The 16,261-nt window shown below is 64.6% G+C and carries 10 protein-coding genes and 1 CRISPR repeat array; of the genes, 4 read left to right on the top strand and 6 right to left on the bottom strand.

What is annotated here, in order from left to right; genetic code table 11:
* Window positions 1-6 precede the first annotated feature (6 nt).
* The gene (gene mnmE / locus E6P07_RS12720; protein WP_153975948.1) at window positions 7-1,347 is read left to right on the top strand and encodes a tRNA uridine-5-carboxymethylaminomethyl(34) synthesis GTPase MnmE; all 1,341 of its coding nucleotides are present in this window, start codon (window positions 7-9) and stop codon (window positions 1,345-1,347) included.
* A gap of 338 nt (window positions 1,348-1,685) precedes the next feature.
* Here mnmE and feoB read toward each other — a convergent pair whose 3' ends face one another.
* Entirely contained in the window at window positions 1,686-4,022 is a 2,337-nt protein-coding gene (gene feoB, locus E6P07_RS12715) for a Fe(2+) transporter permease subunit FeoB (RefSeq protein WP_153975947.1), read from the bottom strand.
* Window positions 4,019-4,309: a FeoA domain-containing protein gene (locus E6P07_RS12710; protein WP_153975946.1), complete on the bottom strand. Its 291-nt coding sequence runs from the start codon at window positions 4,307-4,309 to the stop codon at window positions 4,019-4,021. Before E6P07_RS12710 ends, feoB begins: the two co-directional genes overlap by 4 nt.
* 188 nt (window positions 4,310-4,497) lie before the next feature.
* Here E6P07_RS12710 and E6P07_RS12705 point away from each other — a divergent pair, with 188 nt between their 5' ends.
* Entirely contained in the window at window positions 4,498-5,811 is a 1,314-nt protein-coding gene (locus E6P07_RS12705) for an APC family permease (RefSeq protein ID WP_153975945.1), read from the top strand.
* On the opposite strand, the gene E6P07_RS12700 is transcribed toward E6P07_RS12705, so the two are convergent.
* The 3 genes from E6P07_RS12700 to E6P07_RS12690 all read right to left on the bottom strand — a co-directional run bounded on the left by E6P07_RS12700 (window position 5,804) and on the right by E6P07_RS12690 (window position 10,634).
* On the bottom strand, window positions 5,804-6,436 hold the full coding sequence (locus E6P07_RS12700; protein ID WP_153975944.1) for an SPOR domain-containing protein: 633 nt from the start codon (window positions 6,434-6,436) through the stop codon (window positions 5,804-5,806). The genes E6P07_RS12705 and E6P07_RS12700 overlap by 8 nt on opposite strands.
* Before the next feature lies 1 nt (window position 6,437).
* The gene (gene argS / locus E6P07_RS12695) at window positions 6,438-8,219 is read right to left on the bottom strand and encodes an arginine--tRNA ligase (RefSeq protein WP_153975943.1); all 1,782 of its coding nucleotides are present in this window, start codon (window positions 8,217-8,219) and stop codon (window positions 6,438-6,440) included.
* A 195-nt stretch (window positions 8,220-8,414) separates the two neighbouring features.
* The gene (locus E6P07_RS12690; RefSeq protein ID WP_153976238.1) at window positions 8,415-10,634 is read right to left on the bottom strand and encodes a primosomal protein N'; all 2,220 of its coding nucleotides are present in this window, start codon (window positions 10,632-10,634) and stop codon (window positions 8,415-8,417) included.
* A gap of 410 nt (window positions 10,635-11,044) precedes the next feature.
* On the opposite strand from E6P07_RS12690, the gene aroE reads away from it, so the two are divergent.
* A complete protein-coding gene (gene aroE, locus E6P07_RS12685; RefSeq protein WP_153975942.1) occupies window positions 11,045-11,875 on the top strand; it encodes a shikimate dehydrogenase in 831 nt (276 codons plus the stop codon).
* The gene (locus E6P07_RS12680) at window positions 11,872-12,744 is read left to right on the top strand and encodes an NAD(P)-dependent oxidoreductase (RefSeq protein ID WP_153975941.1); all 873 of its coding nucleotides are present in this window, start codon (window positions 11,872-11,874) and stop codon (window positions 12,742-12,744) included. The genes aroE and E6P07_RS12680 overlap by 4 nt, the downstream gene beginning before the upstream one ends.
* On the opposite strand, the gene recD is transcribed toward E6P07_RS12680, so the two are convergent.
* Complete coding sequence (gene recD, locus E6P07_RS12675) at window positions 12,708-14,972, bottom strand: exodeoxyribonuclease V subunit alpha (RefSeq protein ID WP_246172855.1); 2,265 nt, start codon at window positions 14,970-14,972, stop codon at window positions 12,708-12,710. The genes E6P07_RS12680 and recD overlap by 37 nt on opposite strands.
* Window positions 14,973-15,443: 471 nt before the next feature.
* A CRISPR array of direct repeats spans window positions 15,444-15,967; the repeat unit is 36 nt; unit sequence GTCTTAATCCCCTCAAAAGCGGGTCTCGATGCGAAC.
* Window positions 15,968-16,261: the final 294 nt, after the last annotated feature.

Genomic DNA, 16,261 nt, shown 5'->3' with positions numbered 1-16,261 from the left:
GCTGCGATGACGACCCCTGACACCATCGCCGCCATCGCCACCCCGCCCGGGATGGGTGGGGTGGGGATTGTGCGGGTCAGCGGTCCACAGGCACCGGCGATCGCCGCGGCCATCCTGGGGCGGATCCCCGAACCGCGACGCGCGGTCCTCGGCGTCTTTCACGAGTCCGATGGGACCTTCATCGACATGGGTCTGGCGCTCTATTTTCAGGCCCCGCACTCCTTCACTGGCGAAGATGTGCTCGAGCTCCAGGGCCATGGCGGACCCGTCGTCATGGATCTGCTGTTGCGCCGCTGTCTGGAGCTGGGCGCGCGCCTGGCGCGTCCAGGCGAATTCAGCGAGCGCGCCTTCTTAAACGGCAAGCTCGATCTCGTCCAGGCCGAGGCGGTCGCCGATCTCATCGAAAGCTCGACCAGCCTCGCCGCGCGGCTGGCCGGGCGCAGTCTGCAAGGGGTTTTTTCGCAGCGGATCGCAGCACTCCTCGAGCGCCTGATCCAACTGAGGCTCCAGGTCGAGGCTGGGCTCGATTTCCCAGACGAAGAGCTCGATCTCGCCGAGGACACCCGGCTCGCCGCCGATCTGCATAGACTCGTAGCGGATGTCGAGCAGCTCCTCACTGATGCCCATCAGGGCCAGATCATCCGTGAGGGCCTGGCGGTGGTGATCGCCGGGGCGCCTAATGTCGGCAAGTCGAGCCTGCTCAATGCACTCTGCGGCACGGAGGCCGCCATCGTCACCGCCATCCCGGGCACGACGCGCGATCTGCTTAAATTCGACATCCAGGTCGATGGGCTGCCGATCCGCATCATCGACACCGCCGGGCTGCGCCACAGCCAGGATCCGGTCGAGCGGGAGGGCGTGCGGCGCGCCCAGGCGGCCCTGAACGACGCCGACCTGGTGCTCTGGGTCCGGTCGGTCGATCAGGAACCAGATGCATCGATCCGTTCGAGTTTCCCTACCGACTGTCCCGTTATCCTGATCCGCAATAAGATCGATCTAGTCGGCGAGCCGGCGCGTCTCGTCGAGCGGGACGGCGAGGTTGAGATCGCGCTCTCGGCGGTGACCGGCGCAGGCCTGGAGCTGCTCAGGGGACAGATCAAGGCACACGCCGGTCTGAGTGCCCATCCCGAGGGTGCCTTCATCGCGCGGCGCCGTCATCTCGAAGCGCTCGAACGCGCGCGCAGTACCTTGCAAGCGGCGGCAGCCAACCTAGAGCTTAGACTCGGTGCCGAGCTGGTTGCCGAGGAACTGCATCTGGCGCAACGCGCGCTCGGCGAGATCACGGGCGAGTTCACCTCAGAGGATCTATTGAATCGGATCTTTTCCAGCTTCTGTATCGGAAAATAATAAGCCTTCCTGCGTCGTCCGAAGTCTTCCACAAAAACCCCGTAAGCCCGCTTAAATGCGGGCTTTTTGTTTCGAGGATGGCTTACCTGTTCTGCAGTCATCCGTTAAAGCCGCGTTCCCATCGCTGTTCCTCTGACTTTCCTCATATTAGGAACGCTGTGCCCAATGAATGACCAGTTGCTCACAAGCCAACGGCTGCCGCCGGCCAATCCCTCGTTCCACGACCGCCTGAAACGGGCCGATACCCTCAGCGCGACGCCCGTGTGCCCTGTCGGAGGTAAGCGTGTGTTCATGGAGGAGTCGAGGGCCAAGGACAACGCGCGGCTGTCGGCCTAGAGTCAGGGCGTGCGTGCCGCCCATAGCCGCAGGCCGATCAGCACCACGAAAAAGGATCCCAATCCGCCGCCGATCCAGAGTCCGGATGTGAGCGGGTCGCGTTCGAAGGAGGCGATTTGATAAAAGAGGGTCGCCGTCAGGAAGGCGATACCCGTGGTCCAGACGCCGACGAAGGTCGCCCAGACAGCACCCGCCTCGCGCACGATGGCGCCGATGGTGGCCACACAGGGGAAATAGAGCAGCACGAACAGCAGATAGGCAAAGGCCCCGGCCTGTCCGTCGAAACGTTCGGCCATGGTACCGAAGGTGTCAGTCTGGACGCCCTGCTCGGCGGCGGCCGTCTCACGGTCGCTCGCCTCACCGATGTCGAGCCCGAGCGGATCGAGCAGGCGTTCGCCGAGCTGTCCGAGATTCTCGCCGATCGAGCCGGCTGCCGCGCCCAGCGCATACCACAGATCGAAGGGTTCTGGTTCCTCGATCGGGTGTGACTCGACCGCCAACCGGCCATAGAGCGAGTCGAGCGTCCCAACGATCACCTCCTTGGCCAGCACGCCGGAAAAGATCCCGAGCACCGCCGGCCAGTTGTCCTCGCGGATCCCCATGGGCGCAAAGAGTGGTGTAGCGCCCCGGCTGATCTCGGCCAGAAGCGAGCGCTCGCTGTCGGTATTGCCCAGACTCCCGTCACTGCCGATGGTCGCCAACAGGTTGATCGCCAGGACCATGAGCACGATCACCCGACCGGCCTCGCGCAGAAACAGCTTGACCCGGTCCCAGGTACGCAGCAGTACGCCCTTGACGGTCGGCAGGTGATAGGGCGGCAGTTCCATCAGCAGACCTGAGCTCTCGCCCTTGAGTAGGGTATGGTTCATCACCAGCCCCGAGAGGATGGCCACCGCGATCCCGGTCAGATAGAGCACGAACACTAGATTCTGACCCGAATGCGGAAAGAAGGCGGCGGCAAATAGCGCATAGACCGGAAGCCGCGCCCCACAGGACATGAAGGGGTTCATCAGGATGGTCAGTTTGCGCTCGCGCTCGCTCTCCAGGGTACGCGTGGCCATCACCGCTGGCACATTGCAGCCGAAACCCACGATCAGGGGCACGAACGCCTTGCCCGGTAGCCCGATGGAGCGCATGAAACGGTCCATGACGAAGGCCGCGCGCGCCATGTAACCCGAGTCTTCCAGGATCGCGAGCACGATGTAGAGACTGGCGATGATGGGGATGAAGGTCCCGACCACCTGGAGACCGCCGCCGATGCCCGTGGCCAACACCAGGGTCAGCCAGTCGGGCGCGCCAAGACGCCCCAGCAGCTCGCCGAGCCCGTCGACGAACAGCGCCTGTCCGACCTGATCGAAGAAGTCGATGAAGGCCCCGCCGATGTTCATGGTAAACATGAACATCAGATAGATCATCAGCAGAAACAGCGGGATGCCGAACACCCGGCTGAGCACCACCTGATCGATGCGGTCCGAGACCGTGCGCTCGACCCGCCGCTCCTCGCGCAGCACGCGCCGGGCGAGTGCATGGGCATGACCGAAGCGGGTGTCAGCGATGTGTAGATCTGTGTCTTCACCGGTGCGCTCGGCGATCCGCCGGCGCAGTGACTCGGCGAGCTTCAGTGTCTCAGGACCGACGGCGTGCTCGGCGATGGGGTCTGACTCCAGGAGCTTGAGCGCCAGCCAGCGCGCGTTGGCGCGTCCAACGTCGGCGCCACCGATCAAGTCAAGCCGGGGCAGTAACTCCAGCACCGCCGCCTCGACGCATTCGCCATGCGTGAGCGCCCTGCCGGACGGCTCGCGTCCCTCAGCCACGGCCAGCAGTCGCGCCTGCAACTCGGTCAGACCCTCTTTGCTGACCGCCACCAGGGGCACCACTGGACAGCCAAGCGCCTCGGCCAGCCCCCCGGTGTCGATCCGGATACCGCGTTTGCGCGCGATGTCCATCATGTTGAGCGCGATCAGGACCGGCACGCCCATCTCTAAGAGCTGTACCGTCAGATAAAGATGACGCTCCAGGTTGCTGGCATCGATCACGTTGACGATGAGATCGGCCTCGTGACTGAGCAGATAGTCGCGCGTGACCCTCTCGTCGAGCGAGCTGGCGTCGAGCGAGTAGATCCCGGGCAGGTCGATCACCCGCACCCGGCGTCCGTCCAGTTCCAGTGAGCCCTCCTTGCGTTCGACCGTCACACCCGGCCAGTTGCCTGTGGTCTGGCGAATGCCGGTCAGGGCGTTGAAAAGGGCCGACTTACCACAGTTGGGATTGCCGGCTAGCGCGATCGTCAGCGGTGGGCGTAGCTTGACGACCTCGGCGGCGGTACGATCGGTTCCGTTCACGCCATCTCGTCTCCAGACTGCCCTTGCATCGCGAACATGGCCTGATCGCTCTCCGGCGTCACCCAGAGTTTTTCGGCGATCCCGGCACCGATGGCGATGCGCAGTTCACCGCTGGCCAGCACCAATCCCCTGCCGCGTCGCTGGAGGATGCGAAGCGGGCTGCCCTGACGTAACCCCAGCGCCAGCAGCCGGCGCCTGAGCTGATGTCCGCCCCGGACCTCGGCGAGTCGCGCCGGGGTGTCGTCCGGAAGATCGGTGAGGCGAAGCGGATCTGAGGTCTGGGACATAGCTCGGTACGGCTCGGAACCATCGGGCACGGCATTGAATTGAATGAGAAGCTGAAGCATAACCTGAACCTGATCTGTTGCGCAGACTTGGCCCATCGTGCGCTGAACCAAATCGGTGAAACCCTTTGCATCCGGAACGCCTTTAGGGTTCAAATCATCGACTCGACCCTTCCCTCGACGCGCCTTCCATGCCCAGCGACCCCCATCCGCCTTTCGGCCTGCGCACCGCGACCCTGCTCGTGATCGCGACCATGATCGGCACCGGGGTCTTTACGACCACGGGCTTTCTGCTGCGCGACCTGGGATCTCAACCGGCAGTGCTGATGGCCTGGCTGCTGGGCGGGCTGGCGGCGGCCTGCGGCTCGCTGGCCTATGCCGAGCTGGTCGCGGCCCTGCCGCACAATGGCGGGGAATATCAGCTGCTTGGACGGATCTATCACCCGGCGCTGGGCTTCATCGCCGGGTTTGTGTCACTGGTGGTGGGCTTTGCCGCGCCGATCGCCGCAAGCGCGATCGCCTTCGGCGAGTATCTGAATCTAGCGCTCGGCTCGGAACGCATCCCGCCGCTCGTCTCCGCGACGGCGCTGGTGATCGGGGCCTCGGCGCTGCACTCGATCCGACTCAGTACCGGCAGCCGCGTTCAGGATCTGTTCACCCTGCTCAAGGCGCTCCTGATCCTGATCTTCATCCTGGGCGGCATCTTTGTCGTCATCCCCGAGCATCTGCTCGGCGACGAGGGACCGCCCGTGCTTGACGCCCTGTTCTCGCCGGCCTTCGCGGTCGGCTTGATCTATATCTCTTATGCCTATGCGGGTTGGAATGCCGCTGCCTATGTGGCAGGCGAGGTACGAGACCCGGGGCGCCGGCTGCCGATCGCGCTGATCCTGGGGACCCTGACAGTCACGTTGCTCTATCTAGGCGTGAATGCAGTCTTCCTCGGTGCCGTACCCACCGAGGAGCTGGCGGCAGCCAACGAGCGTGTCGGCCATGTGGCGGCCAGCCATGTCTTCGGCGCGTCGGGCGGACGTCTGTTGAGCAGTCTGATCGCCCTAGGACTGATCTCGACCGTGGGCGCCCTGGTCATGACCGGGCCACGCATCTATGAAGCCATGGGGCGCGATTATCCGGCGATGCGGCTGCTTGCGCGCCGTGTCAAGGGTGGTGGACCGCTGATTGCGATTTGGTTTCAAACGGGTTTGGCGCAGCTGATGCTGATCACAGCAAGCTTCGAGGCCCTGATCAGCTATGCTGGTTTCACGCTCTCGGTGTTTGCGGCGCTCACGGTCGCGGGCGTCTTCGTCTTGCGAGTGCGCGAGCCGGAACTGATCCGGCCCTATCGCACTTGGGGACATCCGGTCACCTCACTTGCCTTCATCACACTCATGGTCTGGATGGTGCTCCATGCCATCCAGGAGCGCCCGTTGGTGGTCGTTGTTGGCGCCGCGACCGTCGGGGTCGGCTGGTTGGCCTATCGTCTGGCGCGGCGCTCCAACCTCACTTGATCGGGATCGTCATGCCGTCCTGCCCATGGCGCTTGAGCAGGGCACGTACCTGCTCGGCCTGCGCCCGGTCGGCATAGCCGCCGGTCCGTACCCGATAGGCCATCTTGCCATTCTCGAGCGTGGCCGTTTGGATACTGGTCGCCAGACCGAGTTGAGCTAGTCGTTCCCTGAGCCGTTCGGCGTCGGCCTGACGACTGAAGGAGGCCACCTGTACCACATAGGTCCCGGGGCTCGGTGTTGTCGGTGGCGGGAGCTGATCCTCCGACGCCACTGGCGAAATCGGCTCGGATGTGTCCAGGGACCCGATACTGGCTTGTGGCGGTTGTGGCTGGGGTCGCGGGGCTGGTGGTGGCGGCGGCGGTCCCTTACTGATGTCCACCTCGGCCTCTCTCAGGATCTTCTCGTAGGTAAAGGTCGGTTTGGACACAGACTGACCGGCCCGTGCCGCGCTCAGTGTGTCCGCAGGCAATTTGGCCTTGGGTGCGAGGACATTGGAGCTGACCACGCCCAGCGCCATCCCTCCGACCAGCCAGCCGATACAGGAGCGGTTTGGCTTGCGCCGGATGGGTGGGGTGGAGGGCGGGGAAGGTGGTGGGGGTTTGCCGCGATAGTAGTCCTTGGGCATGTCACATCGTCTCCGGTGCCGAGACACCGATCAGTCCTAGTCCATTGCGCAGCACCTGGCGGGTGGCCAGGATCAGCTTGATCCGGGCGTCGCGCAGATCTGGGTCCTCGACCAGGAATGGATGGGCGTTGTAATAAGTGTGCAGATCGTTGGCCAGCTCGCGCAGATAGTGGGTGAGCTGATGCGGTTCGGCCTTGAGCGCGGCCTGCTCGACGACCTCGGGATAGCGGCTCAGGGTGCGCAGCAGGGCCTGTTCTTGGGGCTCGGTGAGGCGCTCCAGGTTGTGCATCCCTGGGCTCGGTTCGATCACCAGTCCGCGCTCGGCGGCCTGACGCAATACGGCACAGAGGCGCGCATGGGCATACTGCACATAATAGACCGGGTTGTCGGAGGACTCGGACTTGGCCAGATCCAGGTCGAAATCCAGGTGTTGCTCGCAACGGCGCATCACATAGAAAAAGCGCGCGGCGTCACGTCCGACCTCCCGGCGCAGCTCGCGCAGGGTGACGAACTCGCCCGAGCGGGTCGACATCTGTACCTTCTCGCCGCCGCGATAGAGGATGGCAAACTGCACCAGCCGCACCTCGAGCCGGTCGGGGTCCTCGCCGAGCGCCTGGAGTGCCGCCTTGACGCGCGGGATGTAGCCGTGATGGTCGGCCCCCCAGATGTCGATGACCCGGTCGAAACCGCGTTCGAGCTTGTCTAGGTGATAGGCGATATCGGAGGCGAAATAGGTCGTCTGTCCGTTCTCGCGCACCACCACCCGGTCCTTTTCGTCGCCGAAGGCGGTCGAGCGAAACCAAAGCGCGCCGTTTTGCTCATAGATGTGCCCGGATTCGCGCAACCGCTCGATGGCGCGATTGACCGCGCCGCGCTCGGCCAGCGAGCGCTCCGAATACCATTCTTGATAGGTCACGCCAAACTGCGCCAGATCCTCGCGGATGTCGTCGAGGATGGTGTTTAAGCCCAGCTCAAAGACATAGCGATAGCGGTTATCGCCCAACAACCGCTTGGCCGCCGCGATCAGTCCGTCGATATGGGCCTCCTTGTCGCCCGGCTGATCCTGCGGTTCGCCCTCGACCGGGGCATCGGCGGGGAGCCCAGCGAAGACCTGCTCGGCCTCGACCCGATAGGCGTCGCCGTGCTCGCGATGGAGGGTGGCGGCGATGTCCCAGACATAGTCGCCGCGGTAGCCATTGCTCGGGAAGCGTAGCTCCTCGCCGCACAGTTCCAGATAGCGCAACCAGACCGAGGTGGCCAGGATGTCCATCTGGCGCCCGGCGTCGTTGACATAGTATTCGCGGTGCACCTCGAAACCGACGGCCTCGAGCAGATCGGCGACCACGGCGCCATAGGCCGCCCCCCGACCGTGGCCGACATGAAGCGGCCCGGTCGGATTGGCCGAGACGAACTCGACCTGGACCCGCCGCCCGGCACCGAGACGACTCCGACCATAGTCGTGACCGGACGCGAGGATGCGCGGCACCAGGGCCAGATAGGCGTCCTCGGCCAGGAAGAAATTGATGAATCCGGGGCCGGCGATCTCGACCCGTGCCACCAGCGGCGAGTCGGGCAGGGCGGCGACGAGCTGGTGTGCAAGGTCGCGCGGTCTGGTGCCGAGTGATGGGGCCAGCAGCAAGGCCAGGTTAGAGGCAAAATCACCGTGCGCGCTGTCCTTGGCGCGCTCGACCTGGATCTCGGGTGGTTCGGCGAGAGGGAGTCGGCCCTCACCGATCAGGGTGTCGAGCGCAGCGGAGAGCAGGGCTTTGATGTCTGACTTCATTGTGGATAAGGGCTCGACCACCGCGCGCCGGGACGGCTCGAGCGGATGCCAGGCGTCGGGCGAGGCGGTCTGCTGGGGTGAATGACATGATCGGGCGGTTGCCCCTCTCTCCCACCCCTCTCTCGCGAGAAGAGAGGGCCCTGGGCGGGGCTGATCCGAGGCGCTAAGCATACCTGAATCGGCGGCACAAGGGATTTACAGCAGATCGCGTGGATCGACATCGAGCGACCAGCGCAGTCCCTTGCGTCTTGGCAGGGTGCGGACCTCGTTCACCCAGCGGGTGAGGAAGCCTTGCAGGCGCGGACGCTCGGCACACTGGATCAGGAGCTGGGCGCGATGGCGTCCAGCGCGTCGCTCCATCGGTGCCGGGATCGGCCCCAGCAGCTGGATCGCGCCCGAGTCAGCGGCGAGCCGTTCGCCCAGTTCGTGCGCCTGGCGCAAAAAGGCCAGGGCATCCTCGGGGTTGGGTGACTCGGCGCGTGCCAGCGCCAGATGACTGTAGGGCGGTAGCTCGGCCTCGGCGCGCTCGCGCAACGCGGCCTCCGCGAAGCCCGAATAGCCCTCGCGCAACAGTGATTGCAACAACGGATGCTCGGGATGACGGGTCTGAAGCACGACCCGCCCTGGACGCTCGGCGCGCCCGGCCCGTCCGGCGACCTGGACGATGAGCTGGGCGATGCGCTCGGCGGCGCGGAAATCACTGGCATAGAGCGCCTGGTCGAGCTCCAGGACGCCGACCAGGGTCACACCCGGAAAGTCATGGCCCTTGGCCAGCATCTGGGTACCGAGCAGGATCTGGATCTCGCCTCTGTGGACCGCGTCCAGCACCCGCCCGAGTTCGCCCCGGCGGCGCGTGCTGTCGCGATCGAGCCGGGCGATGCGCGTCTCGGGGAAGAGCGCGACCAGTTCCTCCTCCAGCCGTTCGGTGCCGCGTCCGAGCATCTGCAACTCCGGACGCCGGCACGCGGGACAGAGATCAGGTTGGGGACAGGACCAGCCGCAATGGTGACACCACAGCCGGCGCTCGCTCAGATGCAGGGTCAGACGCGCGTCGCAGTGCGGACACTCGCCGACCCAGCCGCAGGCATGACAGGTGAGTACGGGCGCATAGCCCCGTCGGTTGAGAAAGAGCAGGATCTGGTTGCCCGCCGCGAGCTCGGCGTGCATGTGCGCGCGCAACACTGGCGAGAGTCCGGCGCGCAGTGGCTGATTACGGATATCGAGGATCGAGATCGTCGGCGCACGCGCACCGCCGGCGCGCTTAGTCAGACGCAGCCAACCGTAGCGTCCGAGCTTGGCATTGCGCAGTGTCTCCAGCGAGGGCGTGGCCGAACCCAGCACCACCGGACAGCCAGCGAGCTGGGCACGGCGTACCGCCAGATCGCGTCCCGAGTAGCGCAGTCCATCCTGTTGCTTGAATGAGTCATCGTGCTCCTCGTCGACCACGATCAGTCCCAGACGCGGGATCGGCGCCAGCACCGCCGAGCGGGTGCCGAGGATCAGATTGGCCTCACCGCGCGCCGCGCGCAGCCAGTTGCGCTCGCGCTCGCTGGCCTTGAGTGCCGAATGCAGCACGGCAATGGGGCCGGGCAGTCGGGTGCGGAAGCGCTCACGCAACTGGGGCGTTAGGCCGATTTCAGGCACGACGACGAGTGCCTGTCGCCCCTGGGCGATGACAGACTCGATCAGCCGGATATAGACCTCGGTCTTGCCGCTGCCGGTCACGCCGTCGAGCAGAAAGGCGCCAAAGGCGCCGAAAGCGGCTTGAACGGCCTCGACGGCGGCCTGCTGTTCGGCATGGAGTTCAGGGCCGGCGAGCGGCGGCGTTTCGGTGACGGGATCGGGCGCACGCGCGAGCTGAACGTCGGTGATCCATCCCTTGGACCTGAGCGTGCGAATGGCGCTCTGGCTGTCGCCGAGTCGCGCCGTTAGCTCGCCGAGCGTCAGTCCTTCAGGTTCGGAACGCAGGGCATCGAGGAGCGCGCGTTGTTTGGGCGCGCGGCTGAGTGTCTCCAGATCGACCGCCCGGCCAGACTCGGTCGCCCGGAGTCCAGGCGCGGTTTCCACCGACAGTGGCTCGGGAGTGCGCAGACGCGCCGGGAGCGCGGCGAACAGCGCCGCGCCGAGCGGTTGCTGATAGTAGGCCGCCGCCCAGGCCAGCAGTCTCAGGTCCAGGACGTCGAACAGCGGCTCGGGATCCAGCACCCGCTCGACCCGCCTGAGCTTGTCGGCTGGATGCGCGCTTTGGTCGACGACCTCGATCAAGATTCCCACCCGAGCGCCGCGTCCAAAGGGTACCAGCAGACGCAGTCCCGGACGCGACCCAGCAGGCGGCGGATCGAGCGGTGGCAGATAGTCGAGGGTGTCGGCCAGTGGCGCCTCTACCGCGACCCGCCATATGGCTGCCCGATCCAGGCCGTCTATCGACGAATCAGTCAGGGCTTGAACAGTCTCTTTAGACACCTGCTCGTTCCTGCGTGTTTATCTAGTTGCTGTGACCTTTTGAAGGTTTTCACCGGCTCGACAGCGGATGTCAATCCTGCTCCGAATGGACGAGAGGGTGAATGCGCTACCGCGAGCGTCATCCGCCTGCGCGCGCCGCAGGCCGCTGGTTGAGCCGGATTGAGTCAGTCTGACCGAGCGGTTGCAGTGGCCTTGGCTATCCTCCCTCGAGGGTTGCGCAGACGCGATGGACAGTGAAGGCAGGGCGGTGAACCGCTTGGCGCCAAGTCTGATATGATCCTTAAGTGTCTTTCCTTTTGTTGTCTTATCACCAGCCGCCACCTGCCGTTTGTCGAGTTTCCCGGGCCCGATAGGTGACAATCATGACCGACCGCTATGCCGTCATCGGCAATCCGATCGCCCACAGCAAGTCGCCCCTGATCCATGCGGCCTTTGCACGCCAGACCGGTCAGGATCTGGAGTATGGGCGGCTGCTCGGTGCGCTCGACGACTTCGCCGGCGACGTAAGTCGCTTCCTGGCTGCGGGTGGGCGGGGTCTGAACGTGACCCTGCCGTTCAAAGAGCAGGCCTTTGCCCTGGCCGAAGAGCGCAGCGAGCGTGCTGAACTTGCCGGTGCGGTCAATACCCTGATCCGGCTCAAGGACGGTCGGCTAAGGGGCGACAACACCGATGGAGTGGGGTTGGTGCGCGATCTGGCTTGCAATCACGGCTTTGACTTCCAGGGAGCGCGGGTCCTGTTGGTCGGTGCCGGTGGGGCGGCGCGCGGTGTGCTCGAGTCGCTGCTTGCAACCGGGCTCGCACACCTGGTCATCGCCAATCGCACCGAGTCCAGGGCGCTGGATCTCGCTCGTCGCGCCAGACTTTTGGGTCCGGTCACCGGCTGCGGGTTCGGCGCGTTGGCGGGCGAGCGTTTCGACCTCATCATCAACGCCACCTCGGCAGGATTGGACGCTGCCGTGCCGGCGATCCCGAACGACTGTCTGGCGCCCGGTGCTTGGGTCTATGACATGCTCTACGGTGATCAACCAACCCCCTTCTGTCGCTGGGGTGCCGAACAGGGCGCGGCCCAGGCGCTCGATGGCCTGGGGATGTTGGTCGAGCAGGCGGCCGAGTCGTTTTTTCTCTGGCGCGGGGTGCGTCCGGACACCGCGCCCGTCATCGCCTCACTCCGTCACCTGGAGTCTCAGCCATGAAGGTCGCGGTATTGGGGATGGGTCTACTTGGCGCCGAGGTCGCGCTACGGCTCAAGCATCAGGGCTATGAGGTCATCGGCTGGAATCGCGGTGCCGAGCGGGCCGAGTCGGCGCGCCGGCGCGGGCTCAATCTAGCCAGCAATGTCTGGGAGGCGATCGAGGCCGCGGATCTGACCCTGCTCCTCTTGAGCGATGCCCAGGCCATCCATACGACCCTGTTCAAACCGGGCGAGACCCAGTCGTTGGCCGGGCGCATCCTGATTCAGATGGGGACCATCGCCCCAGACGAGAGCCAGGAGATCGCCGAGCGGGTGTCTACCGCGGGTGGCGCCTATCTGGAGGCCCCGGTGCTCGGTAGTCTGCCCGAGGCGCGCGATGGGAGGCTCATCCTCATGGCGGGTGGCGACCCGGATCTCTATGCGCGCTGTCTGCCCGTCTTCCGCGCCCTGAGCCGGGATCCGCACCTGATCGGCCCCGTGGGGCAGGGCGCGGTCCTGAAGCTGGCCATGAATCAGCTGATCGCCGGTCTGACGGCGACCTTTGCCCTGAGCCTCGGATTGGTGCGGCGCGAGGGGATCGCAGTCGAGACCTTCATGGAACTCCTGCGTGCAAGCGCGCTGTATGCCCAGACCTTCGACAAGAAGCTCGCCAGGTATCTGGCGCACGACTACGGAATGGCCAACTTTCCGCTCAAACATCTGCACAAGGATGTCGTGCTGTTCAGGCGCGTGGCCGAAGCCTCTGGATTGGATGTCCGGCTGATCGCGGCCATCGAGTCCGGCTGTCGCGAGGCCGAGGCCAGGGGCTTTGCCGAGGCGGACTATTCGGCGCTCTATGAGTCGCTCGCCCCGCCCCGGGCGGACGGCTGATCCTCGTTCAAAGAGGCGTCCTGGTCCGAGTCGAGCGCCAGCGCCAGTCCGCTCGCGCGCTCCACCCGCCGCCCGAGCGCCCCGCAAAGCACCTCCTCTTGGGTGTCGATCAGGGTGAAGACCGACTTAGCGCGGGTAATCGCGGTATAGAGCAGCTCGCGTGTCAGAACCGGACTGGAGACTGGGGGCAGGATCAGGGCGGTATGGTCGAACTCTGAACCCTGCGACTTGTGCACCGTCATGGCAAACACGGTCTCGACGTTCTGCAAGCGGCTGGGCAGGATCCAGCGAATGGCGTCGCTGCCATCACCGGACGGGAAGGCGACGCGCAGCACGCTGGATGGCTGCGCCCCCTCACCCTGTCCTCTCTCCCACCTTTGGGGGGGAGTGGATTTGACCGGCACGCGCAGGGTGATCCCGATATCGCCGTTCATCAGGCCCAGACGATAGTCGTTGCAGGTCACGAGCACCGGGCGTCCCTCGAACCAAGGTTGGCCGCCTTGGATCTGGATCTGAGTTGATGTCCTTGCGCCGAGGCTGGATGCATCTGGGCCCTGGCTCAATCGATGCTGGATGCGCCGATTCAGTCCCTCGGCCCCCCAGGGTCCTTGGCGCAAGGCGGTGAGCAGCTGGAATCCCGCCTGGGCCCTGAGCACGGCGCGCGCCCAGGCGTCGAAGGCTTCGGGAGGGGCATCGTCCGGTGGGCGCTGTTCGTGCAGCAGTGCGAGATAGCCCGAGCGTCCCCAGTAGGCCGTGAACACCAGTTGGTCGAAGCGGGGGTCGCGTTCGTCGCTCAGACGAATCCGCCGGATCTGTCCGAGACTTGGGTCGGAGCGGCGAGCAAAGAGGGTATCCAAGGCGGTGCAGGGTGCGCTGACCGGTGCGCCGTCCAGCCGCCCGGTGTTGACCAGCTCGGCCAGGGCGCCGATCCCGCCCTCGGCGCGAAAGCGATAGCTGTGACGCAGCATGACGATGGCTTGATCCAGCGGTCGGCCCGCCGGATCGATCAGCGCTTCAGGCAAGCGCGCGCCTGTCACCCGCTCCAACCAGTCGCGCGTCTTGGGGGTGTAATGCGCCGCGCGGGCGCGCCGACACAGGTCGCCCAGCACGGCACCGGCCTCGACCGAGGCGAGTTGATCCTGGTCGCCGAGTAGGATCAGGCGCGCCTCGGGTCGCAGCGCATCGAGGAGCGCCGCCATCAGCTCGACATCAAGCATCGAGGCCTCATCGACGACCACCAGATCAGCCGGCAGCGGATGCCCGGCGCGATAGCGGAAGCCGCGGCTGTCTGGGAGCGGACCGAGCAGACGATGCAGGGTGACGGCCTGGATCGGGATCGCTGGGCGAATGTCGGGGAGTCGGTCGAAAGGCAGGCGTTCAACCTGTCCGGCAATGGATTCGTTGAGCCGTGCCGCCGCCTTTCCGGTCGGGGCAGCAAGCCGGATACGCAGCGGCGATGCGCCGGCCTCCAGCGCAAGGCTTTGCAGCAAGGCGAGCAGACGCACGACCGTGGTGGTCTTGCCTGTGCCCGGACCGCCGGTGATGATGGCGAAGGCACGGCACGCGGCCAGCGCACAGGCGATGCGTTGCCAGGGGAGTGTGCCGGACTCCTCGGCCTCAAAGAGCACCTCGAGCAAGGCGCGCATCCTGTCCTCAGGCTGGTCGAGCGTCCGGTGAAGACGCGCTGAGAGGCCTGCCTGGATGCGTTGCTCATAGGTCCAGTAGCGGCGTAGATAGAGCAACGGGCGTTCAGGCGTCCCGCCGAGGACCAGGGGCGCCGGCTCGGACTGGGGCGCGGCTATCTTGGCCGCAGTGGTGTCGGATGGCGGGCGCGACGCCCAGGCCTTCTCGATCACGCTGGACTGCGTCAGACGCGCCACCCAGTCGTCCAGCGTCAGGGTCGCGAGCCATGCAGCCAGCTCGGCACCAGGTCCTGGCGACGCGGGCAGATCCGCGTCGCCTGCGGTCAATAGGGTGTGCGGCGATTCGAGCGCGGCCTTCAGGTCTAGACAGATGTGACCCTGACCGGTGCGCGCGCTGGTCAGGGCGATCGCCAACAGGACCCAGGGATCCGTTTCCGGTCCATGCGCCCGGATGAATCGGGTCAGGGCCAGATCGAGCGGGCGTAGGGCGCCAAGCCTATCCCAGTCCTCTAGCTGCAAGGCCCTTTGTCCCTCCCCGTCGTGCGCGATCATGTTGCCTACCAACATACCGATGTCGATTCGCATGGACCCCGAGCTGTTACGTGATGCGCTCGACCCGACGCTGGTTTAAGCCTTGTGGCCTGAGCCATTAGATGTGGATCGCGCCTTACGGCGCTCCTACGGCGTGTTTTAGCCTTTTGGCCCGAGGGTCTTGATCGGTCACCTTATTAAGGTGGCCCATAAATATCTTTGGGAAGAAGGCTCAAAAGGCACCTTGATCAAAGCACGATGGAGGAGCGCCGTAAGGTGCGATTCATGCGCCTCTCCCGCCTCAACCGCCAAAATCGCGGCTAAAGCCGCTCCTACCGGAGGCGTTGGCGGGGGAGGTCTTCAGGAGTGATCCACGTCTTTATTTGCGGCTGGGTTAATAATCCCCTCAGAAACGGTTCTCAATGCGAACGTCCCCCGCGTGCGGGGGGACGACAGCGTGACGGTCGACAAGTTCAGTTACAGATAGTTCGTCCCCCCGCGTGCGGGGGGACGACAGGGGGGCAAGTCTTAATCCCCTCAAAAGCGGGTCTCGATGCGAACGCAAGAGCGGGCGGAAGCTTTAGATCTTGAGCGGTCTTAATCCCCTCAAAAGCGGGTCTCGATGCGAACGCAAGAGCGGGCGGAAGCTTTAGATCTTGAGCGGTCTTAATCCCCTCAAAAGCGGGTCTCGATGCGAACTACAAAATGTTTTTCAAGTATGCGTTCGGCCTGTGGTCTTAATCCCCTCAAAAGCGGGTCTCGATGCGAACGCCGTTTCGATGTCATCCGCGCCTCGAAACTGGGGTCTTAATCCCCTCAAAAGCGGGTCTCGATGCGAACTCCGCGCGGCCCTTGTGTCAGAGCGCCTATGGCGTCTTAATCCCCTCAAAAGCGGGTCTCGATGCGAACTAAACAAATTTGTCGTCTGCCGCGAAACAGACGAGTCTTAATCCCCTCAAAAGCGGGTCTCGATGCGAACCTAACTAATACGGAATCGCGCTGGCCCGGTCGGAGTCTTAATCCCCTCAAAAGCGGGTCTCGATGCGAACCCCTTGTGGATAACTTTTGCTTGAAAAATCAATCTGATAGACAAGCTCAAGCATACACAGAGAGTCGGCAAAAAAGTTAGGTCAAGTTTTGACCAAAAATACAACAGATTTCGGGGTCAGAGTGGCCGTGTCAGCCGCGCTCGATAATATCGAACTTGGCGCTTAAATCAAGTCTTTTATTAAATAGGCCCTTAAATCCATTCGGTGTCTGGGGCGGCAACACGCTCGCCTATGTCCCCCTCTCCCGCGGCATGGGTATCTACACAAACCCGGCTCTATTCGGGGGATTTCTCG

This window comes from Thermochromatium tepidum ATCC 43061, assembly GCF_009664085.1.
In the GTDB taxonomy this organism is placed as follows: Bacteria; Pseudomonadota; Gammaproteobacteria; order Chromatiales; family Chromatiaceae; genus Thermochromatium; species Thermochromatium tepidum.
This window is presented reverse-complemented; position numbering and strand designations above follow the sequence as displayed.

Coding starts and splice junctions, on each gene's coding strand:
- E6P07_RS12710 (WP_153975946.1), bottom strand. CDS start 4,309: ATGTCCCAGACCTCAGATCCGCTTCGCCTCACCGATCTTCCGGACGAC.
- E6P07_RS12680 (WP_153975941.1), top strand. CDS start 11,872: ATGAAGGTCGCGGTATTGGGGATGGGTCTACTTGGCGCCGAGGTCGCG.
- argS (WP_153975943.1), bottom strand. CDS start 8,219: ATGAAGTCAGACATCAAAGCCCTGCTCTCCGCTGCGCTCGACACCCTG.
- aroE (WP_153975942.1), top strand. CDS start 11,045: ATGACCGACCGCTATGCCGTCATCGGCAATCCGATCGCCCACAGCAAG.
- mnmE (WP_153975948.1), top strand. CDS start 7: ATGACGACCCCTGACACCATCGCCGCCATCGCCACCCCGCCCGGGATG.
- E6P07_RS12705 (WP_153975945.1), top strand. CDS start 4,498: ATGCCCAGCGACCCCCATCCGCCTTTCGGCCTGCGCACCGCGACCCTG.
- E6P07_RS12700 (WP_153975944.1), bottom strand. CDS start 6,436: ATGCCCAAGGACTACTATCGCGGCAAACCCCCACCACCTTCCCCGCCC.
- recD (WP_246172855.1), bottom strand. CDS start 14,972: ATGCGAATCGACATCGGTATGTTGGTAGGCAACATGATCGCGCACGAC.